Origin of the sequence: Nannocystis pusilla (assembly GCF_020073745.1) — a bacterium.
Taxonomy (GTDB): Bacteria; Myxococcota_A; Polyangia; order Nannocystales; family Nannocystaceae; genus Nannocystis; species Nannocystis radixulma.
Window position 1 is genome coordinate 175,270 of sequence record NZ_JAIRAU010000059.1, and the last position, 21,726, is coordinate 196,995.

At 70.5% G+C, this 21,726-nt stretch carries 21 protein-coding genes; 13 read left to right on the top strand and 8 right to left on the bottom strand.

Translation table 11 applies throughout. From position 1 onward, the window contains the following. Positions 1 to 28: 28 nt before the first annotated feature. The 3 genes from K7C98_RS42240 (at position 29) to K7C98_RS42250 (ending at position 4,335) form a co-directional block, all read left to right on the top strand. Positions 29 to 1,210: an RNA polymerase sigma factor gene (locus K7C98_RS42240; protein ID WP_224197632.1), complete on the top strand. Its 1,182-nt coding sequence runs from the start codon at positions 29 to 31 to the stop codon at positions 1,208 to 1,210. A gap of 42 nt (positions 1,211 to 1,252) precedes the next feature. Further along, positions 1,253 to 2,050 carry a hypothetical protein gene (locus tag K7C98_RS42245; RefSeq protein ID WP_224197633.1) on the top strand — a complete coding sequence of 266 codons (798 nt, stop codon included), beginning with the start codon at positions 1,253 to 1,255 and terminating at the stop codon, positions 2,048 to 2,050. A 611-nt stretch (positions 2,051 to 2,661) separates the two neighbouring features. Then, the gene (locus K7C98_RS42250; RefSeq protein WP_224197634.1) at positions 2,662 to 4,335 is read left to right on the top strand and encodes a serine/threonine-protein kinase; all 1,674 of its coding nucleotides are present in this window, start codon (positions 2,662 to 2,664) and stop codon (positions 4,333 to 4,335) included. Positions 4,336 to 4,372: 37 nt separating this feature from the next. Here K7C98_RS42250 and K7C98_RS42255 read toward each other — a convergent pair whose 3' ends face one another. After that, positions 4,373 to 4,765, bottom strand: coding sequence for a DoxX family protein (locus K7C98_RS42255; protein ID WP_224197635.1), 393 nt, complete (start codon positions 4,763 to 4,765; stop codon positions 4,373 to 4,375). 62 nt (positions 4,766 to 4,827) lie between these two features. After that, positions 4,828 to 5,187, bottom strand: coding sequence for a YciI family protein (locus tag K7C98_RS42260; protein WP_224197636.1), 360 nt, complete (start codon positions 5,185 to 5,187; stop codon positions 4,828 to 4,830). Between the two features lie 327 nt (positions 5,188 to 5,514). Between K7C98_RS42260 and K7C98_RS42265 the strand changes: the two genes are divergently transcribed. Continuing rightward, positions 5,515 to 6,723 (top strand): ankyrin repeat domain-containing protein, encoded by a 1,209-nt coding sequence (locus tag K7C98_RS42265; protein WP_224197637.1) that lies wholly within the window; start codon positions 5,515 to 5,517, stop codon positions 6,721 to 6,723. Between the two features lie 45 nt (positions 6,724 to 6,768). Here the strand turns inward: K7C98_RS42265 and K7C98_RS42270 are convergent, their stop codons facing one another. Further along, complete coding sequence (locus K7C98_RS42270; RefSeq protein WP_224197638.1) at positions 6,769 to 7,515, bottom strand: hypothetical protein; 747 nt, start codon at positions 7,513 to 7,515, stop codon at positions 6,769 to 6,771. 550 nt (positions 7,516 to 8,065) lie between these two features. Between K7C98_RS42270 and K7C98_RS42275 the strand changes: the two genes are divergently transcribed. Further along, positions 8,066 to 9,745, top strand: coding sequence for a DUF1592 domain-containing protein (locus tag K7C98_RS42275; RefSeq protein ID WP_224197639.1), 1,680 nt, complete (start codon positions 8,066 to 8,068; stop codon positions 9,743 to 9,745). Positions 9,746 to 9,754: 9 nt separating this feature from the next. Beyond that, positions 9,755 to 11,098: a DUF1552 domain-containing protein gene (locus K7C98_RS42280; protein ID WP_224197640.1), complete on the top strand. Its 1,344-nt coding sequence runs from the start codon at positions 9,755 to 9,757 to the stop codon at positions 11,096 to 11,098. Positions 11,099 to 11,402: 304 nt separating this feature from the next. Here the strand turns inward: K7C98_RS42280 and K7C98_RS42285 are convergent, their stop codons facing one another. After that, the gene (locus K7C98_RS42285) at positions 11,403 to 12,518 is read right to left on the bottom strand and encodes an IS5 family transposase (RefSeq protein ID WP_224197641.1); all 1,116 of its coding nucleotides are present in this window, start codon (positions 12,516 to 12,518) and stop codon (positions 11,403 to 11,405) included. A gap of 161 nt (positions 12,519 to 12,679) precedes the next feature. Here K7C98_RS42285 and K7C98_RS42290 point away from each other — a divergent pair, with 161 nt between their 5' ends. The 3 genes from K7C98_RS42290 (at position 12,680) to K7C98_RS42300 (ending at position 14,281) form a co-directional block, all read left to right on the top strand. Further along, the gene (locus tag K7C98_RS42290) at positions 12,680 to 13,081 is read left to right on the top strand and encodes a hypothetical protein (RefSeq protein ID WP_224197642.1); all 402 of its coding nucleotides are present in this window, start codon (positions 12,680 to 12,682) and stop codon (positions 13,079 to 13,081) included. A 146-nt stretch (positions 13,082 to 13,227) separates the two neighbouring features. Further along, on the top strand, positions 13,228 to 14,019 hold the full coding sequence (locus K7C98_RS42295) for a PDZ domain-containing protein (RefSeq protein ID WP_224197643.1): 792 nt from the start codon (positions 13,228 to 13,230) through the stop codon (positions 14,017 to 14,019). 82 nt (positions 14,020 to 14,101) lie between these two features. Further along, a complete protein-coding gene (locus K7C98_RS42300) occupies positions 14,102 to 14,281 on the top strand; it encodes a hypothetical protein (protein ID WP_224197644.1) in 180 nt (59 codons plus the stop codon). 36 nt (positions 14,282 to 14,317) lie between these two features. On the opposite strand, the gene K7C98_RS42305 is transcribed toward K7C98_RS42300, so the two are convergent. Beyond that, complete coding sequence (locus tag K7C98_RS42305; protein ID WP_224197645.1) at positions 14,318 to 14,746, bottom strand: hypothetical protein; 429 nt, start codon at positions 14,744 to 14,746, stop codon at positions 14,318 to 14,320. An 85-nt stretch (positions 14,747 to 14,831) separates the two neighbouring features. On the opposite strand from K7C98_RS42305, the gene K7C98_RS42310 reads away from it, so the two are divergent. Next, complete coding sequence (locus K7C98_RS42310; protein ID WP_224197646.1) at positions 14,832 to 15,308, top strand: hypothetical protein; 477 nt, start codon at positions 14,832 to 14,834, stop codon at positions 15,306 to 15,308. 36 nt (positions 15,309 to 15,344) lie between these two features. On the opposite strand, the gene K7C98_RS42315 is transcribed toward K7C98_RS42310, so the two are convergent. Further along, complete coding sequence (locus K7C98_RS42315; RefSeq protein WP_224197647.1) at positions 15,345 to 16,571, bottom strand: MFS transporter; 1,227 nt, start codon at positions 16,569 to 16,571, stop codon at positions 15,345 to 15,347. A gap of 866 nt (positions 16,572 to 17,437) precedes the next feature. Here K7C98_RS42315 and K7C98_RS42320 point away from each other — a divergent pair. Then, positions 17,438 to 18,211, top strand: coding sequence for a hypothetical protein (locus K7C98_RS42320; RefSeq protein WP_224197648.1), 774 nt, complete (start codon positions 17,438 to 17,440; stop codon positions 18,209 to 18,211). Positions 18,212 to 18,473: 262 nt separating this feature from the next. On the opposite strand, the gene K7C98_RS42325 is transcribed toward K7C98_RS42320, so the two are convergent. After that, positions 18,474 to 18,803, bottom strand: a complete 330-nt coding sequence (locus K7C98_RS42325; protein WP_224197649.1) for a hypothetical protein — start codon at positions 18,801 to 18,803, stop codon at positions 18,474 to 18,476. Between the two features lie 301 nt (positions 18,804 to 19,104). Then, on the bottom strand, positions 19,105 to 20,553 hold the full coding sequence (locus tag K7C98_RS42330) for a flavin monoamine oxidase family protein (protein ID WP_224197650.1): 1,449 nt from the start codon (positions 20,551 to 20,553) through the stop codon (positions 19,105 to 19,107). Positions 20,554 to 20,661: 108 nt separating this feature from the next. Here K7C98_RS42330 and K7C98_RS42335 point away from each other — a divergent pair, with 108 nt between their 5' ends. Next, the gene (locus tag K7C98_RS42335; protein ID WP_224197651.1) at positions 20,662 to 20,958 is read left to right on the top strand and encodes a DUF4404 family protein; all 297 of its coding nucleotides are present in this window, start codon (positions 20,662 to 20,664) and stop codon (positions 20,956 to 20,958) included. 124 nt (positions 20,959 to 21,082) lie between these two features. Next, positions 21,083 to 21,718 (top strand): hypothetical protein, encoded by a 636-nt coding sequence (locus K7C98_RS42340; protein WP_224197652.1) that lies wholly within the window; start codon positions 21,083 to 21,085, stop codon positions 21,716 to 21,718. Positions 21,719 to 21,726 lie beyond the last annotated feature (8 nt).

The window sequence follows — 21,726 nt, forward strand, 5'->3', positions numbered from 1 at the left end:
AGAATCGTGGGTACCTGATGGGCCCGCGATGACCCCGCTCGAAACCGCTCCTCCGGACGACCCGCACCTGCGGCGCTTTCACGACCTGTTCCGCGGCGAGTTCGCGTTCGTGTGGTCGGCGGCGCAGCACTTCGGGGTGCCGTCCGGCGCGGAGGACGATGTCGTGCAGGAGGTGTTCCTGACGGCCTACCGCCGGCTCGAGCAGCTGCACTTCGAGGTGTCGCCGCGGGCGTGGCTGTTCGGGGTGACCCGGCGGGTGGCCTTCCGCCACCGCCGCGGCGCGGCCCGGCTGGCCCGCCGGCACGCGGCGTTCGCCGAACTGGCGCGACCGTCGGCCGCGACGCCGCAGCAGCGCCACGACGACGCGCAGCTGCTGACGCGCATGCTCGGCCAGCTGAACGACGGCAACCGCGCGGTGTGGGAGATGACCGAGCTGCTGGGGATGAGCGCGCCGGAGATCGCGTCGGAGCTGGGGCTGCCGCTCAACACGGTCTACTCGCGGCTGCGACTGGCGCGGCAGCAGCTGCAGGCGCTGGTCGCCGACGACCGCCTCGAGCGGCTGTGCGAGGCGACACGACAGCGCCAGGCGCCGCCGCGCGAGGCCGAGACGCGCACCTGGGGCCTGTTGCTGCCGGTGTTCGGCAAGCCGAGCGCGGCCGCGGGGCTCACGGCGTGGGTGTCGACCCAGACCGCGGCGGCGACGACGATGATCGTGGCCGCGGTGGCGGCGGTCGGGCTGGTGGTCGCGCGCGAGCCGGCCCGCGCGGCCGAACGCCCGCAGCCGGTCGCCGGCGCGCCGGTGGTGCCGGCGATCGCAGGTCCGCCGGCGGCCGAGGCCGCGCCGCCGCCGGCGGAGCCGCCTGTCGCTCCGGTACAGGTCCCGAAGGACATGGTCAAAAAGCCAGCCGTGGAGGCGGCGGCGGCCGGCGACGCGAGCGCGCGGCTGGCCGAGGAGGTGGCGGCGATCGATCGCGTGCACGCGCGGCTGGCCGCCGGCGATCCCGCGGGGGCGCTGGAGGCCGCGGCCGGGCACGCGCAGCGGTTCCCGGGCGGGACGCTGGTCGACGTGCGCGAGGCGGCCCGGGTCGACGCGATGTGCCGGCTCGGCGACGAGGCGGCGGCGGTGAGCGCGGCGCAGTCGCTGGTGCGCACATTCCCGGCCTCGGCGGTGGCGCAGCGGTTCGGCAATTTTTCTGCGTGCCCGCGGTGACGGATCGCCGGGCGGTCGGAGACGAGGGGGTGAGGTTCTGACATGAACGCCTGCTTTCGCGCCCCCCTCTTCCTTACCTTGATCACCCTGACCGCCTGCCCGCTGCCGACCAAGCTCGGCAACCTGTCCGACTCCGACGCGACGACGCTCGAGGAGACGACCGCGACGCCCGCGACGGCGACCGACGGCGAGACGACCGATGGCACGACGCTCGAGCCGGAGCTGACGTCGACGACCAAGTTCGACCCCTCGGAGACGACCGCCATCGGGACGGCCAGCGCGACGTCGGCGTCGAGCGACACCGAGACGCCGGTGGCCTGCGAGGGGCTCGACCAGGCCACCTGCGAGGCCGTGGACTGCGTGAGCCACTTCGGCACGGCCTTCGACTTCCCCGGCTGCCCGTCGGGACAGGTGTACCTCGGCTGCTCCGAACCGCAGGACTGCGACGAGGCCGAGCACCCCTTCTGCAAGGACGGCACCGACGAGGTCTACCTGCTCCCGTCCGGCTGCCACCCGTCCGGCTTCAGCCTGTGCGAGGCGCCGGGGATCGCGCTGTGCGACACGTGCGAGGCGCTCACCGAGGCGGAGTGCCTCGAGGAGCCGGCCGGGTGCCAGCCGATCTACGGCGCCCCGCACGTCGAGGTCGAGGGCGAGGTGTGCGCCGATTACGAGAACAAGGAATTCCTGCGCTGCATCGCCAACGGCGGCGCGTGCCCGCCGTTCGTCCCGGTGGTCTGCGAGGTGGGCGACACCGACAAGCGCTGGGACTCGCCGTCCGGCTGCGTGCCCGCCGGCTTCGAGGAGTGCGCCACCCCCGAGTTCGTGCCCGGTTGCCAGTGAACGCGTCCGCTGTGCCATGAATCGCCGCGCCGCCGGAATCGCGGTCCGGTGGTGGCGTGATTGGCGGCGATGCCACGATTCGCGTCGCCGCGGATCACCGCGCCGGTGCGCTCCCGAGGCCCGGCGATGCATCGATTCGCATCGCTCGACGGCGGAGACACGACTCCCGCGCGCGCGGCGAATGTCGTGACTGCCGATGCGGCAGATCGCGGCCGCCTCGTTCGTCGGCGCCCGAGGTCCGCCGGCCTCCTGCAGCCGCGCCGAACCCGGTCGGCCGACCCCGGCGCCGCGACCGGGTGGCTCGCGCTCCGGCTCGCGGTCGCCGCCCGGACTCGCGGACGACGTTCGCCGGGCCAGCCGGCGCGGATCGCTCGCGGATGTCCCAAAAGACAGCTTCGCTCCGCGGGCGGACGCGAGCCGGCGCGGGCGATCTTTCACCGAGAGGTCGCGCTCGGCTCGCCGCGCGTCGTGCGCTCCACAGCCCGGGGCGCCAGGTGGACCCCCCAGGGGACGCCAGGGGACCCGGCGCGCCAGGGCCGCGAGCGGCGTGCGCCAGGTCGGCCGCGGGGCGACGACGCCCCGCTTGCGCGTGTGTTAGCCTGCGGGTCCCGATGAACGCCGAGTCGGCAGGGGAACACCTCGAAGCATGTCCGTTCTGCGGAGCGGACCACGACGAGGCGACGCTGCGCTGTCCGACCACGGACATGGTTCTGCCGTTCGAGGGCCGGCTGCTGTCCGGCAAGTTCCGCCTCGTCAGCGAGCTCGGGCGCGGCGGCATGGGGGCGGTGTGGCGGGCCAAGAACGTGCACGTCGACCGCGACGTGGCGCTCAAGCTGATCCTGCCGGAGGTCTCGAAGAACCCGGAGATCGTGGCCCGCTTCCAGAACGAGGCGCGGGTGGCGGCGCGGATCGGGCACCCGGGGATCTGCGACATCCTCGACCTCGAGACGTCCTCGCTCGGGCCGGTGATCGTGATGGAGCTGCTGCGCGGGGAGAACCTCGCCGAGCGGATCGCCCGCGAGGGCAAGCTGGCCCCGCCGGTCGCGGTCGCGCTGATCCGCGAGGCCCTGCACGCGCTCGACGCGGCCCACCGCGCCGGCATCATCCACCGCGATCTCAAGCCCGAGAACCTGTTCATCCACCAGCCGGACAGCGGCCCGGCGGTGCTCAAGCTGATGGACTTCGGGATCTCCAAGTTCATCGACCGCAGCGGGGCGCTGACCGCCAGCGGCGTGCTGATGGGCACGCCGGAGTACATGGCGCCGGAGCAGATCAACGGGGCGGTCTACGCCGACGCGCGCACCGACATCTGGGCGATCGGCGCGGTGCTCTACAAGGCGCTGACGGGCAGCGACCCGTTCACCGGAGAGGCGGTGCCGGCGACGCTGCTGGCGATCATCACCGCCGATCCGGAGCCGCTCGACGCGCGCGTCCCCGCGGTCCCGCCCGAGCTGTCGGCGATCGTCCTGCGCTGCCTGGCCAAAAAGCCAGACGAGCGGTTCCAGTCGGCGAAGGAGCTGGCCGACGCGCTGCAGCCGTTCGAGGCCACGGCCGCGGTCTCGCAGGCGGCCGCGGCCTCGCAGGCGGCCGTGTTCGCGCCGACGATCGCGCTGCAGCTGCCGACGCCGCCGCCGCGGCGCCGGTCGGGGGGCCTCATGACGCTCGTCGTGCTCGGCGTCGCGGGGTTCGGCGCCTGGTGGTACCTGAACCGCGGGCCGGTGGTGCCGGAGTTCGAGCTGCCGACCATCGTGACCGAGGCGCTGCGCACCGGCGAACCGCCGGCCCCGGCCGCGCCCGACGCCGTCACGCCCTCCGGCCCGCAGCAGCAGCCGCCGCAGCCGCAGCCGGTGGTGGTGCCGCCGCCTCAACCTGTCCCGGAGACCATGCCCCCGGAGCCAGCCGCGCCCGCGACCACCGGCGACGCGGCCGAGGTCCCGCCGCCCGCGAGCCCGCCCGCGGCCCCGAGCGAGCCGCCGCCGCTGATCACCTCCGGCGACCTGGTGACGCCCGCGGCCCTCGGCAAGGCCGGCAACCAGCACTGGGCCAAGGAGTACTGCGCGACGCTCGGCAAGAACAAGTACCTCGGGATCTCCCGCTGGAAGCTCGCCAACCCGAACGAGGCCAAGAGCTTCGCCAAGGTCGCCGGCATCAAGCCGGGCGGCTACTGGACCACCGCGGCCCACAAGGGCCGCGCGCTGGTGGTCTGGCTGCCGAAGGGGAGCCAGACGTCGGTGCGCCTGACGACCAAGGCGGCCCGCCCGCTGTGCGTGGCGGCCAAGCCGTGAATCGACGGATGTCCCGCGGGACAGGTGCCGACGTTCGTCACAGCGACCGCGGGTGGCGCAGCGGCAGCAGGGCGAGCAGGCGATCGTCGCGCAGCAGCATGCCGAGCCACACGATCGCGCCGAACACCAGGGTGAAGCCGAACGACGAGCCGTGGACCACGTGGGTGGCGACGGCCCCGCCGAGGTAGCCGGTGAGGAGGACCGCGCCGAGCACGGCGGTGCGGGGCGCGGCGAACAGCAGCGCGCAGGCGGCCTCGAGCGCGCCGAGCCGCACGACCATGTCGCCGGTGTAGCCGAGCTCGGCGGACGCCTCGACCACCGGGTCGAGCAGCAGGAACTTGCCGAGGGCGTCGACGAGGAGGAACAGCACCGGCAGGGCGCTGATGATCTGGCCGGCGCGGACGCGCTTCTTCGCGGATGTGGTCTGCATGACGTCTTCTCCTGTGATTGAATGTCGAGTGGTTCGTTGTCGCGGTGAATGGTGGGGGTAGATCAGAGCATCTGGCGGATCTCGCACTCGCCCGAGTACGACTCGCCGAGCACCCGCAGGTGGAGGCGCATGAAGCGGCTGCCGAGCTCGAGCGCCTCGTCGATGGACTTGGCCTGGATCACCGTGAAGCCGCCGACGACCTCCTTGACCCCGGCGAACGGGCCGTCGATGACGCGCAGCTCGCCGCGATCGACCACGATCTTGGCGCCCACCGCACTCGGCGCCAGGCCGCCGGTGTCGAGCAGCACGCCGTCGCGCGTCATCTCGGCGATGAACTTGTCCATCTCGGCGACGAGCTCGGGCCTCGGCGGGATGCCCTGCTCATAATTCGTGTCGCCCTTGACCATCATCATGAATCGCATGTCGATACCCTCTGGTCGTTTGAACTCCGCAGTCGAGGTGGTGCCGGATCCGCGGTCTGTCGACCTGCGCGCCCGGGCCTTCATGACCACGTCGAACGACACGCGGCAGGATCGACACGGCCGCCCAGAAAACTTGAAAATTTTCGTAAACTGCCGGAATGATTCGCTATTTTCGCGTCTTCCGGGCCGGGGGCCGGCGACCCGCGGGGGAGCTCGGCGAGGCCCCGGGGATCGACGGACCTCGCGCGATATGTCCCAAGGGACATGCATGCGGCGAGCGCCGCTCGGCTTGTCGGCGTGGGGGACTTCGGCGATCCTCCTCAAACCATGACCGTCAGCCACCAGGAGTCTCCCGGGTCCGAGCTGTTCACCGTCATCGAGCGCGGGGACGTCGAGGCCGCGGTCGCGCAGATCGACGCCGACCCCGGGCTCGTGCAGGCGCGGGACCCGGCGCTCGGCAGCACGCCGCTGATCTTCGCGGCCCACCGCGGGCAGACGCCGGTGGTCGCGGCGCTGCTGCGGGCGGGCGCCGACGTGCACGCGCGCGAGCGGGCCAGCGACTCCACGGCGCTGCACTGGGCGGCCGAGGCGGGCATCCCGGCGGTCGCCGAGCTGCTGCTGGCCCACGGCGCCGGGATCGAGCCGCGCGACGAGTGGTTCGCGCTCACGCCGCTGGGCTGGTCGATCGTGGTCCGCTGGGCGCCGCAGCGCCACCAGGACCGCGCGGCGGTGGCGGCCCTGCTGCGGGCCGCCGGCGCCCGCGAAGACATCTTCACCGCCCTGCCGAGCGGGCCCGAGGCGGTCCGCGCGGTCGTCGAGGCCGATCCCGCGGCGGTCCACCAGCGCATGGGCTTCGTGTCGGCGCGCATGACCCCGCTCCACCTCGCGGTCGCGCGCGGGCTCCGGACCGCGCTGTCACGCCTGGTCGGATACGGCGCCGACCTGCACGCGCACACCGACGACGGCCTCACGGCGCTGGCGCTGGCGCTGGCGCGCGGCGACGCGGCCCAGGTCGAGGTGCTGCACGGGCTCGGGGCCCGCGAAGACGTCGCCACCGCGCTGGTGACCGGCGACCTCGAGGCGATGGCGACGCGGCTCGCCGCGGAGCCGCAGCCGCCCGAGCTGCTGGCCTGCTGGCTGGCGCTGGCGGCCAAGAACGGCCGGCCCGAGGCGATCGAGGTCCTGCTGCGCGGCGGCGCCGAGGTCGACGCGCGCACGCGTCGGCTGCTCGGCGAGACGCCCGCCGAGGTGAGCGCGCTGCACATGGCCGCCCGCGAGGGCCACGTGGCCGCGGTCCTGGCCCTGCTCGCCGCCGGCGCCAGCGTCGACGGTTGCGCGGGGCCGGGGCTGCCGACGCCCCTGCACGTGGCCGCCGGCAACGGCCACCTCGAGGTCGTGCGCGCGCTGCTCGGCCACGGCGCCGCCGTCGCCGCGCGCGAGCGGATCTACGGGGCGACGCCGCTGCAGTGGGCCGAGTTCAACGAGCAGGCCGAGGTCGCGGCGCTGCTGCAGGCTGGTGTCCAGGACATGTCCTGAAGGACCAGCTCGTTCAGGCATGTCCGGGCGAGCATGTCCCTCGGGTCACGTCGCGCCGTAGCGGGCGAGGCAGGCCGCGTGGCTCGACCTGGGCGCGCGGATCGAGCCGTCGGCGAGGCGCTCGCCGTCCGGGTCGAGGTAGACGCGGCGGCCGGCGCCGTCGCGGCGGCCGACGTGGACGTTGAACACGAAGGCGCGGTCGGACAGGGCCTCGAACCAGTGGACGTTGTCGCGCTGGTCGGACACCGTGGAGTGGTCGCCGGGCGCGAACTCGCGGTCGATCGTCGGGCGGATGACGAAGTGGTCGGCGTGGGTCTCGAGGCGGTCGTAGTGGCGACCGCGCCAGCGGCCGGCGAGCACGATGAAGCCGGTGCACAGGTCGTCGTGGCCGTGCGGGACGATCGCGCGGCCCTTGCGGCAGCCGAACACCCGCCGGCCGACGAGGCGCGGCGACGGAGCGCCGGCCAGCGCGGCGAGGTCGAGGTCCACGGTCGCGGCGCCGCGGGCCGGTAGTCGCATGCGCGTCGCCAGCGCGTCGAGGTCGAGGCGGGCGCACAGGTCGTCGAGGTCGACGCGCGCGCACAGGTCGTCGAGCAACCCCTGAAACGCGCGCTCACCGAGGCTGCGGCCGCGCAGGGCGCGGGTCATCTCGCCCAGCTCCGCGAGCCATGCGCCGAGCTTCGGGCGCACGGCGGCGGCCACGACCTCGCGCGACCACAACAGCTCGCACAGGCCCGCGGTGGCGAGCGCGGTGAGGGCGTGGCTGGACAGCGCGCGGCGGGTCAGGGACATGTGGCGGCCGGGCCCGCGACTATACCCCGGGTCGAGCGGGGAGGGCGATGGGCGCGATCGACCGGGCTGCGCGTCGTCGGTGATCCGCCGCGAGGACGCCGCCTTGCCGCGGTCGCAATCGCGGGCGGAGGCCGCGATCCGGGCCGCCTGCCGCGCCGGAGCCGGCGCGGGGAGACGCCCTCGCCACGCCGCAGGCGGACGCGCCGCGGCGCCGCCCGGGGAGGCGCGAGCGCGTCGCGGCGCTTCACGCCACCCGACTGCGTCGATTCGTAGGGGTCCGCAATCATCACAGGGTCACGTCGCGCGGCCGGCGGCGTAGACGTCGGCGTCGGGAGACGCGAGTCGTCATTTTTAAGATGTCCTCGAGGACATAACGAAGGGTCAGCCTTTGGTGTGCGCGCGCCGTGGCCGGTCGCTACGGTGCCGGGCCCGCCAGGGGCGTGGCACCGACGCGTGACCACGTTGGGCCACCGGGATGCGCCGCGAGCGGAGTGATCCGGTCGACGGTTCGCGTCGCTGGCCGGACGAAGTTCGTGCATAGCAACCACGAATGACGCGACCGATCCGCATGGCGATCACTGTCGCCTCGTGTCTCACCCTGTTCGCGTGTCCGGCGAATGAGGCCACGGACACGAGCGACGCGGACGAGACGACGACGGGGCCGGCGATCGCCGGCGATGATTCCACCGGCGGCGATTCGTCGTTCGCGCCGGCGCCGGGCGGTCTGCGTCGGCTCCTGCGCCACCAATACGTCGGATCGATCCGCTACCTGCTCGGCGACCAGGCCGCGGCCGCGGCCGCGCCGCCCGAGGATTATCCGCTGCACGGCTTCGACGCCATCGGCGCGGCGGAGCTGGCGCTGCAGGCGAGCTCGGTCGAGCAATGCGAGTCGTCGGCGCGGGCGGTCGCCGCGGCCGCGGTGCAGCACCGCAAGCGCCTGGCGACATTCGTGCCGTGCGTGAATGCGGCGACCGCGGAGTCGGGCTGCTACGAGGAATTGGCCCGCGAGTTCGGGCGGCTGGCGTGGCGGCGCCCGCTGGCCGCCGACGAGGTGGACGCGCTGGTGCGGATCGCCGGGGCCGGGCGCGCCTGGGGCGGCTCGTTCGACACCGGCCTGCAGTACGAATTGATGGCGCTGCTGCAATCGCCGAACTTCGTCTACCTGATCGAGCTCGGCGAGCCCGACGCCGAGGCGCCGGGCCTGCGGCGATTGACCGCGCTCGAGCTGGCGGCTCGCATGTCGTTCTTCCTGCTCGGGCGCACGCCCGACGTCGCGCTGATGGCGGCCGCCGAGGCGGGCGAGCTCGCGACCGACGAACAGGTGCGGGCCGCGGCCGCGGCCATGCTGGCGCGGCCGGAGGCGCGCGCGACCCTGGCGAACTTCTACAGCGAGCTGTTCCTGCTGCGCGACCTGCCGACGCTGAGCAAGAGCGGCGAGCTGTTCCCGCAATTCTCGCCCGAGCTGGCCGAGTCGATGGCGCAGGAGACGCTGCACCTCGTCGACGACATCGTGTGGGCGCAGGACGGCGACATCCGCGGGCTCATCGACGCCGAGTACACGTTCGTCGACGCCGCCCTGGCCGAGCTGTACGGCGTGCCGGCGCCGGAGGGTCCCGGCTTCCACGCGGTGACCTTGCCGGCGGCGCAGGGCCGCGCCGGGCTGCTCGGTCAGGCCAGCTTCCTGGCCCGCTTCGCGCATCCGGCGACGACGTCGCCGACGCGCCGCGGTCAGTTCATTCGCACGCGCCTGTTGTGCGACATCATCCTCCCGCCGCCGCCGGGGGTCGACACCCACCTGCCGCCCGACGATCCCGACGAGCCGCAGACGATGCGGGACAAGCTGACGAAGCACGTCGAGGACAAGACCTGCGCCGGCTGCCATCAATCGATGGACCCGCTCGGGCTCGCGCTCGAGAACTACGATTCGCTCGGGGTGTTCCGCACCGAGGACAACGGCCTGCCGATCGACGCCTCGGCCGCCACCGCCGACCTCGGCCGGTTCTCCGGCGCGCGCGCGCTGGCGGCCGCGCTGATCGCCGACCGCCGGACCACGACGTGCGTGATCAAGAGCTTCGTGCGCGGCGGCCTCGGCCACCTCGAGGGCTTCGGCGAGCTGCCGGTCCTGCGTGACCTCGAGGACAGCTTCGTCGCCGGCGGCCACCGGGTCAAGGGCCTGCTGGTCGACCTCGTCGCCAGCCCGCTGTTCCGCGCGGTCGCCGAACCGAAATAGGAGCCCGTCATGCCTCGCCGTCCCCTCGCACGTCGCACCTTCCTCCGCGGCGCGGCCCAGGCCGTGATCGCCTTGCCCCTGCTCGAGGCCATGCTCGACAATCACGGCGCCGCGCTGGCCGGCGGGGGGCCGCTGCCGACCCGCTTCATGACGTGGTTCTTCGGCAACGGCGTGCTGCTGCCGCGCTTCGAGCCAGCCGCGGTCGGCCCCGACTATCCGCTGAGCGAGCAGCTGGCGCCGCTCGCCGAGGTGCGCGACTACGTGACGGTGTTGACGGGGCTGCAGAACCGCTGCGAGAAGATCATCACCCACCACGAGGGGATGACGGCCTTCAACGGGCACACGATGGTGGAGGTCGACGGCCTGTTCTCGAAGGCGGGCGGGCCGACGATCGACCAGCTCGTCGCGCAGGCCGTCGGCGACGCCACGCCGATCGCGTCGGTGCACCTCGGGATCTCCAAGCACGTCAGCATCATGGACTCCGGCACGACGATGTTCGCGCTGTCGCACAAGGGCCCGAACGAGCCGCAGTACCCGAAGTTCAACCCGCAGGAGGTGTGGACCGAGCTGTTCGGCGCGTTCGTGCCGCGGCCCGACGACCGCGCGCTGCGGACCAGCATCCTCGACGCGGTCCGCGATGACGTGTCGCGCCTGCGCGCCCGCCTCGGCAAGCACGACAACCAGCGCCTCGACGCCCACCTCGACGGGGTGGCGGCGCTCGAGAAGAAGATCACTGCGGCGACGCCGCTGTGCGGCCTGCCCGACATGCCGGGCGAGGCCAACGTCGACGTCGACGGCCGCGAGCCGATCACGGCGGTCAACGACGTGATGAGCGACCTGCTGGTGTACGCGTTCGCCTGCGACATCACCCGCGTGGCCAGCTGCCTGTTCATCGGCGGCGCCGCCGAGACGGTGTTCTCCGAGATCGGGCAGTCGGCCGGCCACCACTTCCACACCCACGACGCGAACGCCCAGGACCTCGTCCACGACGGGGTCGTGTACATCATGGAGCGCTTCGCCGACCTGCTGAAGAAGTTCAAGGCGTGGCAGGACGTCGACGGCACGAACCTGCTCGACTCGACGATCATCTACTGCAGCTCGGACTGCGCCGAGGGCCTCTCGCACACGATCGCCCGCCAGCCGATCATCCTCGCCGGCCACGGCCGCGATCAATTGATCTACCCCGGGATCCACCATCAGGTCACGCCGTTCCCGTTCAGCGACGGCAACATGTCGGACGTGCTGCTGACGTGCCTGCGGGCGTTCGACCCGACGGCGGCGTCGATCGGCAGCGGGGCGCCGATGTCGACCACGCCGCTGCGGGCGATCGCGGGGCCGGCGTTCGCGGGATAGAGCGGCACGGCGTCTCCGAGGTACTCCTGTCGACGCCCGTCCTTGGGCGAAAGCTGCCCCTCGCCAGAAAGGAAGCGTCAGGGCGCAAACGGCGCCCCCTCATGTCAACGCACCGTCAGTCCCTGGTGGTGAGGGTAAAAATGCCCCGGTTTAGCAGGATGCTGAAAAAAGACTTGGATGTTCGAATATGAGCCGTCGCCGCGGTCCCGAGCGCCTGTACAAGAGGGCTTGTTGGGCCGCAGCCTTCGTGCGGGAGGCATCCGGGCCTCTTCGGGGCAGGGGGGGACCCCCAGCCCGGCGGGCCTCATGCGATGGGCAGCAGCAGCTTGGCCATCCGAAGCAGGTTGTAGGCGGCGCCGATGAGAAGTGACGCCATCTCGTTGCGCTGCTTTCCTCGGAATCGGGTCTTGCGGTAGTTGGCGACTGTCTTCTCCCAGCCGAAGATCTCCTCGATCCGCTTCCGGAATCGCTGGCTGAGCAGATAGCCCTCGTGTCTCGAGGTGCGGCCGTCGATCGCCGAACCGCCGCTGCGGCCCGTGTTCATGGCCACATGCGGTGTGACGCCGATCCGGCGGCAGCCTTCGACGAAGTCGCGTGTATCGTAGCCCTTATCGGCGGCGACCGTGCGTCGGCTTCGTGTAGGATCGTTGCGCTCGAGCATCATGTACGCGGCCTCGACCTCGGCGCGTCCATGCGCGTGCGTGATGCACATGTCGACGATGAGTCCGTTGCGGTTCTCCATCAGCACGTGCTGCGCATACGACAGTTTGGCCTCCTTGCCGTTGCCCTTGCGCGCGAGCCTGGCCTCCGGATCGGTCGTCGACGCGTGCGTCTCGTTGCCGCGCTTCTCGCCATGGAAATCGACAGTCGGGTTCTTCGCGTCTTCGACCGGCGGCTTCTCCTCGACCGGCGGCTTCTCCTCGACCGACTCGTCCTTGCGCTTGAAACTTTTGAGCGACGCCCAAGCCTCGATCAGCGTGCCGTCGACCGAGAAATGCTCGCTGCTCATCAGTCCGGCGGCCTTCGCCTGGCCCACGACCAGCGCGAAGAACTCGCGGGCCACGTCGTGATCCATGAGCCGCTCGCGGTTCTTCGTAAAGGTTGTCGGATGGAACGCATCCTCGGTCATGTCCATGTCGAGGAACCACCGGAACAAGAGGTTGTAGCTCAGCTGGCTGCAGAACATCCGGTCGCTGCGAACCGAGAACAGGGCCATCAGCAGTGTCGCCTTGAGCAACGACTCCGGCGGGATCGATGGCCGCCCGACGTTCGAGTACATGCCCTCGAACACCGGCGCGAGGTCCTTCAGCGCCGCATCGACGAGCTGCTTCACCGCGCGCAGCGGGTGCCGCTCGGGAATCCTCGACTCGGGCGAGACGAGGCAGATCATGCTGGACTGGGGGGCCTTGGTGCCGCGCATACGGTCAATGTACGAAATCGCGCATGCCCGGCAAGGCCCTCAGTTCCGTCTCCGGCGTGTGGTTACGCCGGCCTTTTTCAGCACCCTGTTAGGGGGGCGGTGGCGTTTCTCTCCTGGCCGACTGAATTGCCGGCGACCCGAGGCCGGGATACTTTGAGCCCATGTCCTCGAGCTCTCGGTCTGGCCTCGTACTCGCGTTCACGGTCGGACTGGCCCTGCCGCTCCTTGCGGGCTGCACGGATCGCGCGCAGGGCGAGGACGAGGTCGTCGAGGCGTGCAAGAACACGTGCCCGCTCCAGTTCGAGTGCGGGTTCGCAGACGAGGACAACACCCTCGAGAAGTGCCTCGAGGGATGTCCTGATTTTCTGCGCGCCCAACGGAAAGAGTGTGAAGCTTACTTTGATCTGAAGGTCTGTCTCGGGCAGGTCTCATGCCAGGAGTACTCCCAGTATCAGGAAGCCCTTGATCGCCCGATCGGAACATTTAGCGACGCCCCAGAGTACCCCTGCCAGGCGGAGGTCGTGGCCCAGGCAAGGCAGTGCTATGGGGTCGAAGATCCGTGAGCGATGACTTGGACGGTGTGTGTACAGGAGGCGATCATGGGACGGTTTAAGTGGTGCGTGGTGATGTCTTCGATACTCGCGTGCGCGAGCTCGTGCATTCTCAGCGACAAGTGCATCAACTTCCTAAACCTGGAAAGCGATGGGAGGTGACGCTCACGGGGAAGCGCACGGACCCCCAGAACGAACAGGAGGAATTCGTCATCGCCAAGGGCGCTGATTGTTTCGATGTCGAGGACGACGAGCTCCTCGATGAAGCCGACGACAATGATCCCGAGTACCAGACCCTTCGCAACGCGCTGTTGGTCAAGGCCCAGGAGGACTGCGTGGAGAAGTCGGCGGGATTTAATAATGTGAAGTGCGATCCGTTCGACCAGGAGTTCGACCTCGAATGGATCCTTCAGGCGACGCCGAACGTCGCGTGCAATCTGCCGAACACGTACCAGTCGAGCTGTCCCAGTCCGGGTACCGCGACCGAGGGGGAGACGTCGACGACGACGGAGTCGACGCCGACGACGACGGAGTCGACGCCGACGACGACGGGGTCGACGCCGACGACGACGACTGGAGCGGATCCTTGCGCGGCGCTCGAACTATCGGCCTGGATCTCGTGCTCCGGCACCACATGCCAGGTGTCGCAGGACCTCATCGATACGCTCGGCGCCGAGCCGACTCTGTTGTTCTGCGACCATGCCAGGCTCTATCCGAAGGTGGTTTCGAGCGTGGTCGTCGGGATGTACCTCGACGAGGTCAGGCCGGGCGGTCTCGCCGGAATGCTGGGTTTCCAGGAGGACGACGTGATCATCGCGGTGGAGGGCTTGCCTTTCACCAGCGAGGCGGACTTCGCCGCCATCGCGCTGGAGATCTCGGACGCAGACGAGGTCACTGTCACGGTCGAGCGCGGAATGAGCACCATCGACCTCGACTTCGAGCGGATCTGATGGCGCGTGGTGGCGGCCGCGGATCGCTGGCGCGTGTCTCGGCATCTGCCTGATCATCCTCACCGGCCACGGCCGCGATCAATTGATCTACCCCGGGATCCACCATCAAATCACGCCGTTTCCGTTCAGCGACGGCAACACGTCGGACGTGCTGCTGACGTGCCTGCGGGCGTTCGACCCGACGGCGGCGTCGATCGGCAGCGGGGCGCCGATGTCGACCACGCCGCTGCGGGCGATCGCGGGGCCGGCGTTCGCGGGATGAGCGGCACGCCGATCGTCGGCGCTGGGCCCCGGCGGGCTACTCGCGCTCGACCCGCGTGCAGGCGTCGCGCCGCGACACCCGCGAGCCGTCGTGCGGATCGCTCTGGTACGCGACGCACGCCCCGGCTTCACAGCGCGGGGGCTCGGCCACCTGGTCGTCGCAGCCGTCCTCGCACTCGCTGAACCCGGGCAGCGCCTCGGCGCGGGCGTACCAGGCCGCGTTGACCGCCCCGTGCTCGCATGAATTGCGGCAGTCGGCATCACTCGCGCAGTCGAACCGGTGAGGGTCGCGGAGGGCCGTCTTGATGGCAGCATTCGCGCCCGAGCTCGCAGCGTCGACGCGCGGGTGACCCTCGCCGGCGCTGCCGGGCGGGGGCCTCGGCAGCGGCGCTGCCGGACCGCATCCACCGACCGCTGCGAACGCGGCGGCGACGGTCATGATGAGGCGCGCGCGGACGGCTCGCATGTTGCACGTATACCACGGCTCGACCGCCGGATGCGGGCCGACGACGCGATGGGGCGCGAGCGTGCGCCTGTGATACACCCGCGTCATGACCCGAGCCTACGCGCACCTGTGGGAATTGCTCGACGCGAGCATGCCCGACCCCGACCGATTCGCGGCCCTCGTCGCCGAACAGAGCGCGGAGCAGCTGGTCGCGCTCTACGCCGACGTCGTCGACGCGAGCAGCGAGGTGCGTGACAAGTGGGAGGGGCCGTACATCCCCGAGCTGGACGCCTGCCTGTCCGAGGACAGCTGCGAGGATCTCACCGACTGGATCGTCGGCCAGGGCCATGACTACTGGTCGCGGGCGCGCGGCGCCGACGACGAGGCGCTGGCGGCGATGTGGCAGGAGGCGGGTCGCGAGGACGAGGCCGGGCGCGGCCGCTGGAACGCCGAGACGCCGGCGATCGGGCCGTCGTTCTACGACAGCTACGCCCGCCGCTTCGACGACGAGGACGGTCAGTTCCTCGACGCCGTCGAGGCCGAGCTCGAGGCGCGCGCGCAGGCGCTTGGCGAGGACGAGTAGCGGGAGGTCTGCCCGCTCCGAGCGCGCGGCCGTGGATCACTTGCTCGTCAGGCGATCGCGGGCCGCGAGGGCGGGGAACCACCACATCCACAGGCCGACGACCACGAGCGTGCCGACGCCGCCGAGCACGATCGAGGGCACGAGGCCGAACCAGGCCGCGGTGACGCCGGAGCGGAACTCGCCGAGCTGGTTGGAGGCGCCGATGAACAGGTAGTTCACGGCGTTGACGCGGCCGCGCATCGGGTCGGGCGTCTCGAGCTGGACCAGCGAGGCGCGGATGACGACGCTCAGCATGTCGGCCGCGCCGAGCACCAGCAGGGCGATCAGCGACAGCGCGAGCGATTCGGAGAGGCCGAGCACGACGGTCGCCAGGCCGAACACGGCGACCCCGGCGAACATGACGTGGCCGGCGCGGCGCTCGATGGGGCGGCGCGCCAGCCAGAACGAGACCGCGAGCGCGCCCACGGCCGGGGCCGCGCGCAGGAAGCCGAGGCCGATCGGGCCGGTGTGCACGAGGTCGCGGGCGATGATGGGGAGGATCGCCGTGGCGCCGCCGAGCAGGACCGCGAACAGGTCGAGCGAGATGGCGCCGAGCACCACCGGCTGGTGGCGAATGTAGCGAATGCCGGCGAACACCGAGCCGGCCTCGGGATCGGGCGAGACGGGGATCTCAGGGGCCCGCGGGCGGCGAATGACCCCGAGCAAGGTGATCGAGGCGGCGAACAGCAGCGCGCTGACGCCGTACACCGCCCCGGGCCCGGCGAGGTACAGGAACCCGCCGAGGGCGGGGCCGAGGATGACGGCCGACTGCATCGCCGCGCTGGTGGCGCTGACGGCCTGCGGCAGCTCGTCGGGGCGCACCAGCGCGGGCAGCAGCGCCGACAGCGACGGGGCCGCGAACGCCTTGCCGACGCCGACCAGGAACACGCCGACGAAGATGCCCGTGACGTCGAGCCAGCCCTGCCAGCAGCCGAGGGCGAGCACCAGCGACACCGCGCCCTCGAGCACGTGCCCGGCCTGGACCACGCGCCGGCGGTCGAACTTGTCGGCGACCTGGCCGGCGACGAGGACCAGCAGCACCGCCGGCATGAAGCCCACGAGGCCGATGTAGCCCAGCGCCAGCGCGCTGTCGGTGAGGTCGTAGACCTGCCAGCCGACGGCCACCGCGATCATCTGGAAGGCCATCATCGAGCACAGGCGCACGAACCAGTAGAACGCGACGTCGCGGTTGGCGAGGATCGAGGTGGACTCGGAGGTCGTCATGACGCGTCGCGCGAGCGCGGAGAATAGTCGACGCGTCGCCCCTCGCAAACGCGCGCCCGCGGCGCCTGACGTGACGAGCGCGTGCGAGGCGGGTTCGACGCGTCCCGTCGCGCGCGCGAGCAGGCCCGCGTGCGTGCGCTCGCGTGCACGGGCCGATCGCGCGATCGACGATGAAGCGGGGATCATCAGGTGCACCGTCGGGCGCACGTCGGGTGCATCGATCAGTGCGCACTTCCCCTATTCCTCGGCTTTCCAATGCTGACACGACAATACAACCAACGCGTTGGCGGACTCTGCTGGCGAACGCCGCCGACGAGCCGCCGCAGGTCGCCCTGCAGTCGTCCACGTCGGCAGGTTTAGCGAAACACCGCCGCATCGAAGAAGCCCTCGAACCAGTCCCGCCACAGCGTCTCAAGTGCGCGCGGCCCACCCCAGGAGCTTGACGGGGCGGCATCTTCGTTGCGGCGCTGGCGCAAGTCCGCGTGATGTTCATCTCACCAGTAGGTCCGTTCATCATTTGGCCCTACCTTTGACTGCTTTGTGTGCGACGCCGACGTGGACGATGGCCCCGCCGACCACGTACGCGGTCGTATGCCGTGGTCCTTCCAAGCAAGCGAGATCATCGTCACACTCCCTCGAGACACATTCGCCGTTGAGCGGCGGCGGAACAGATCGCCCTCCGCGCCGAGCATGTATTGAGCCTCCGACTGTTCATTCCGGGTTCCTCGCCTATCGCCGCGAAGCTCGCCGCAAAATGCCCGCCTCCGATTGTTTTGGGCGTCGTGACCGCTATGGCAATCCGCTTGCCTGTCTCGGACGCGGTGACAAGTAGAGGAGGTCGAACGACTGCAACAGGAGGAAATGCAATGTCTCTCACCGTGTTAGCCCATATTCCATCGGCACTCTTCACCACCGCTGTAATCTTCGCCGCACCGCAGCAATGGGGCACTCCAACGGAGGCGCCGCTCGATTTGATTGATCGTGAACGGGCAGCCATGCAGGATTCGGAGCCGGACCTCGGCTTCGAGGCCGAGGTCTCCCCCGATCTAGCCCCGGGGGAAACGGTCGATTTGGCCGAGCGCACGTCGTGCAAGACCGACTGCACGAAGAAGTGTACTTGGCAGGACTGCTGGGATTACTGGTACTTTGGATGGCATACGACGTGCACGCCGGCCGTTGTTAACCCCGCCTGTAAGGCGACCTGTGAAGGCGAAAAGGCCTTCGCCTGCGCCAAGTTGCAAGGGCAGTTCTGCTCTGTCGGACATCCGCTCGATGATCTCTATGACAAATACGACGAGGTCATTTACGATGTGATCGGATATAAGGAGTACCAGAAAATCTTCGCTGCCGCGTCGGCTGCCGCCGCGACGGCAGGCGTCGCCAGCTCTGCAGTCTTCTGGGCTCTATATGACTCGGTGACGGAGGTGCTCTGGGAGTTGGCGGCGGAAGTCGGAGAGAAGGCCGCGGCGCAGTACGTCTATGGCGTTCTCTCCAGTGGCGGCGACGTGACGATTAAAGGCCTCACCATCGGAATCGTGCGGCTGCCGATGAAGCTCTGCTACCCCAACTGCGATAACTCGTGGGCGGGCTGCGTTCCTGCCCTGCCCCAGTACGCCGTCCATGTCTCGTGGAATTGGTAGCGCCTGAGCCAAGCGCGCGCACGCCAAGTGGCGCGCGGTAAGCGAGCGACGAGGGGATCGGCGCTGACGATCGCCGGGCTCGTCGCTGGAAGGGCTGGACTTCGAGAAATTCGTCGTCAGCCAGGGGCTGCGCTGCCGTGATGGCATGGCCGCGAGGGCATGTCCGATAAATCATGTGCCATCGGGCATGTCCTCGGGTTCCTGCGGCGCCGCACCTCGCGCGGCGAGAGCGCCCGCCAGGGCTCGCCGGAGCGCGCCGCGGTCACGCGCAGCCGATGGAGAAGAGGCAGTCGATCTGCACGTTCCCCGTGCCCATCGCCCCGTCCACCTGGCACTGCGCGAAACCTCCGGCGTACGGGTCGTTGGGCGTGACCTTCGCGCAGACCATCTCGCACACCTGCTGCTCGTCGAGCATCGCTCCGCCGGTGCCGCTCGTGCCGGCGTCCGTCGTCGAGCCGACCCCGGTGGTCGGCTCCGACGGATCGCCGGTCGTGCCAGGGTCGTCGATCGGCGTCGGAATTCCCATGGCCCACGACTCGTAATCCTCGCGCGACAGCGTCACCCGCTCCCGGTAGTGGCACTCCGAGCCCACGGGGCCAGCAGCACCAGCAGCACCACGGGGGCGCACCCCATCGTCCTGAGCATGCGCGACGGTAGCACGGGTCCTGCTCGCCGACGCTCGCGGTCCGCGGCGAGGAGGATGACGAAGCGCGCCGTCGCCAGCCCCCGGCCCGGGCGTCGTCACGCCGCTGCGCGGCGAGCTGGTGACGACGTCGATGGGGACCACGGGGTGGGCCCGGATCGGCGGCTACGTGCCGTGAGGACATGCCCTCCAGGGCCTGTCTGGAGGGTCATGTTCGGAAGGGCATGCCCAGGGGGACATGCCCTGGCGTTCAGTCCATGGCCGCGATCTCGTCGGCGGCACGCTGGCCCGACTCGATGGCGCCCTGCATCCAGCCGGCCCACACGGAGGTGTGCTCGCCGGCGAAGGTGACGCGGCCCTCGGGCTTGCGGGTGGCGGCGACGATCCACCACTGGTCGGGCAGGATGTCGGTCCAGGCGCCCTTGGCCCACGGGTCGTCGGCCCAGCAGTACTGGAAGAAGGCGACCTTCTCGGCCCGGATCTCGGGGAAGAACTTCTCGACGGCGGCGAGGCAGTACTCCTCGCGGTCCTCGGGGGCGACGTCGCAGTAGGCGTCGGCGTTGTGGTTCTGCGTGTACGACTGGATCATGCCCTTGGTGGAGCCGGCGGGCTGGACGTCGCTGAGGTTCCAGATCCGCTCGGCGGGGCCGTCGGTCTTGGCGATCTTGAGGCCGCCGATCTTCTCGGCCTCCCAGAAGCGGGTGCGCGTCTGGATGTAGCCGCGGCCGGCGTTCATCAGGAACAGCTCCTTGATCGCCCGCGTCTTGTCGGCGGAGAACGCCGGCTCGATCGCGACGTCGCGCAGGGTGGTGAAGGGGATCGCGCACACCAGGTAGTCGGCCGACAGCGTCTCCTCGCCGTCGGGCCCGCTGAACGTCACGGTCACGCCGGCGTCGTCGTGCTCGATCTTGGTGACCTTGCGCGACAGCAGGATGTTGTCGAGCCCGACCTCGTCGGCGATCCGCAGCGGCAGCTGGTCGTTGCCGCCGCGGATGTGATAGGTGGCGCCCCACGCCTTGTCGGCCACCTCGGCGCCCATCCACGCCAGGGTGCCGATCGTGCTGATCTCGCTGCCGTTGTCGGCGGCGTAGATCTTGAGGTAGGCCTCGCTGGCGCCGCGCATGCGCAGGAAGTCGGCGTAGACCATGCCGTCGTACTTCTCGACGATGCCCGGCTTGGGGAAGCCGTTCATGCGCGGGTCGCCGAACTCCTCGAAGGTGGCGTAGATCTGGCGCTCCCAGAAGTCACCGAGCGTCAGCTTCTCCTCCTCGGCGGTCAGGCCCATGACCGGCCAGGCCTCGCCGTCGGCGTGCAGGAACCGCTGGCCGTCGATGTAGTAGAGCGGCTCGCCGTCCTTGTACTCGTCGAGCTCGAGCCCGAGCTTGTCGCAGTAGTCGAGGGTGAGCTCGTGGACGTCGGGGATCCGCACCGCCCCGATCTCGGCGAATTGGCCGTCCTCGAAGCCGTCGCGCAGGGTCCATACGCGCCCGCCGACGCGATCGCGCCCCTCGAGCACGGTGACCGCGTAGCCGAGCTGTTGTAGCTCCCAGGCCGCAGAGAGGCCGGCGAGACCCGCTCCGAGGACGAGGACCCGCTTTTCGGCGGCGGCTTGACCGCAGGCGGGGAGGGCATGGGCCGCGCCGGCCCAGACGAAGAGGCCGGCCAGGCGCCGACGACTGATCCGTGGGTGCTGCTGCATCGAGCGCGACTCTACGCCGGTCGCGCGCGCCGATAAAGCCGCGCCGCCGAGGCCCCCGCCAGGATGGGTCCGCTTGTCAGTCGGCCAAGATCCTCCATGGATACCCGCGTGAATCACACGGACCGACTGCGCCAGACCCTCGCTCATTTGCACCAGGAGCTCGAGACGGTCTCGACCGCCGATCCCGAGGTGCGCGGGATGCTGTCGCAGACGTTGCGCGAGATCGCCGACCGCCTCGAGGCGCACGCCGGCGACGAGCTGGCGGCGCAGTCGCCAGCGGCGCTCGTCAGCGCGGAGACGGTCGAGATGCTGCGCGCCTCGGCGCGGCAATTCGAGGTCGAGCACCCGCAGGTCGCCACCGCGATCGTGAGCGTGGTCGATGCGCTGGCGCGAATGGGGATCTGAGGCCACACAAGGACATGGCTCGGGGGACATGTCCTCCTGGACAGGCCCTCCGCCGCAGGCCTTCTCGGCGGTCGCTTCGGAGGATAGGATCGGGCTCCCTTTGCTTTTTCCAAGGAGCCTGCACATGCGACGTAATTTCAGCCTTGTCTCTCTGACCGCTTGCATCACCCTCCTCGCGCTCCCCGCCTGCAACGGCGGGGGCGGCAACGGGACCGAGGCCGCGTCCGCGACGGAGACGACCACCGAGACCGGCACCGGCACCGAGACCACCGGCACCGCGACCGAGACGACGACGACGACGGAGACGGCGACGCTCACCGAGGGGACGATGGGCGGCACCGCGACCATGGGCACGACCGAGGCGCCGACCACGACCGAGCCCGCGACGACGACGGGCACGACCGAGCCCGCGACGACGACCGAGGGCACGACGACCGAGGGGACCACGACGACCGAGGGCACGACGACGACCGAGGGGACCACGACCGAGGGGACCACGACCGAGGGCACGACCGGGGCGCCCGACCTGTGCGCGCCCGAGCCGAACGACGACGAGTGCGACGAGTGCGTGAAGGCGAGCTGCTGCGACGAGACGCTGGCCTGCGCCGAGGACGAGGACTGCGCCTGCTTCCTCGAGTGCGCGGCGATGGGCAACCCGCAGATGTGTGGCATGATGTGCGGCATCAACCCCATGCAGAACCCGCTGATCGGCGCGATCTTCATGTGCACCACGCAGGAGTGCGGTCAGCAGTGCCTCTGACCTGACCG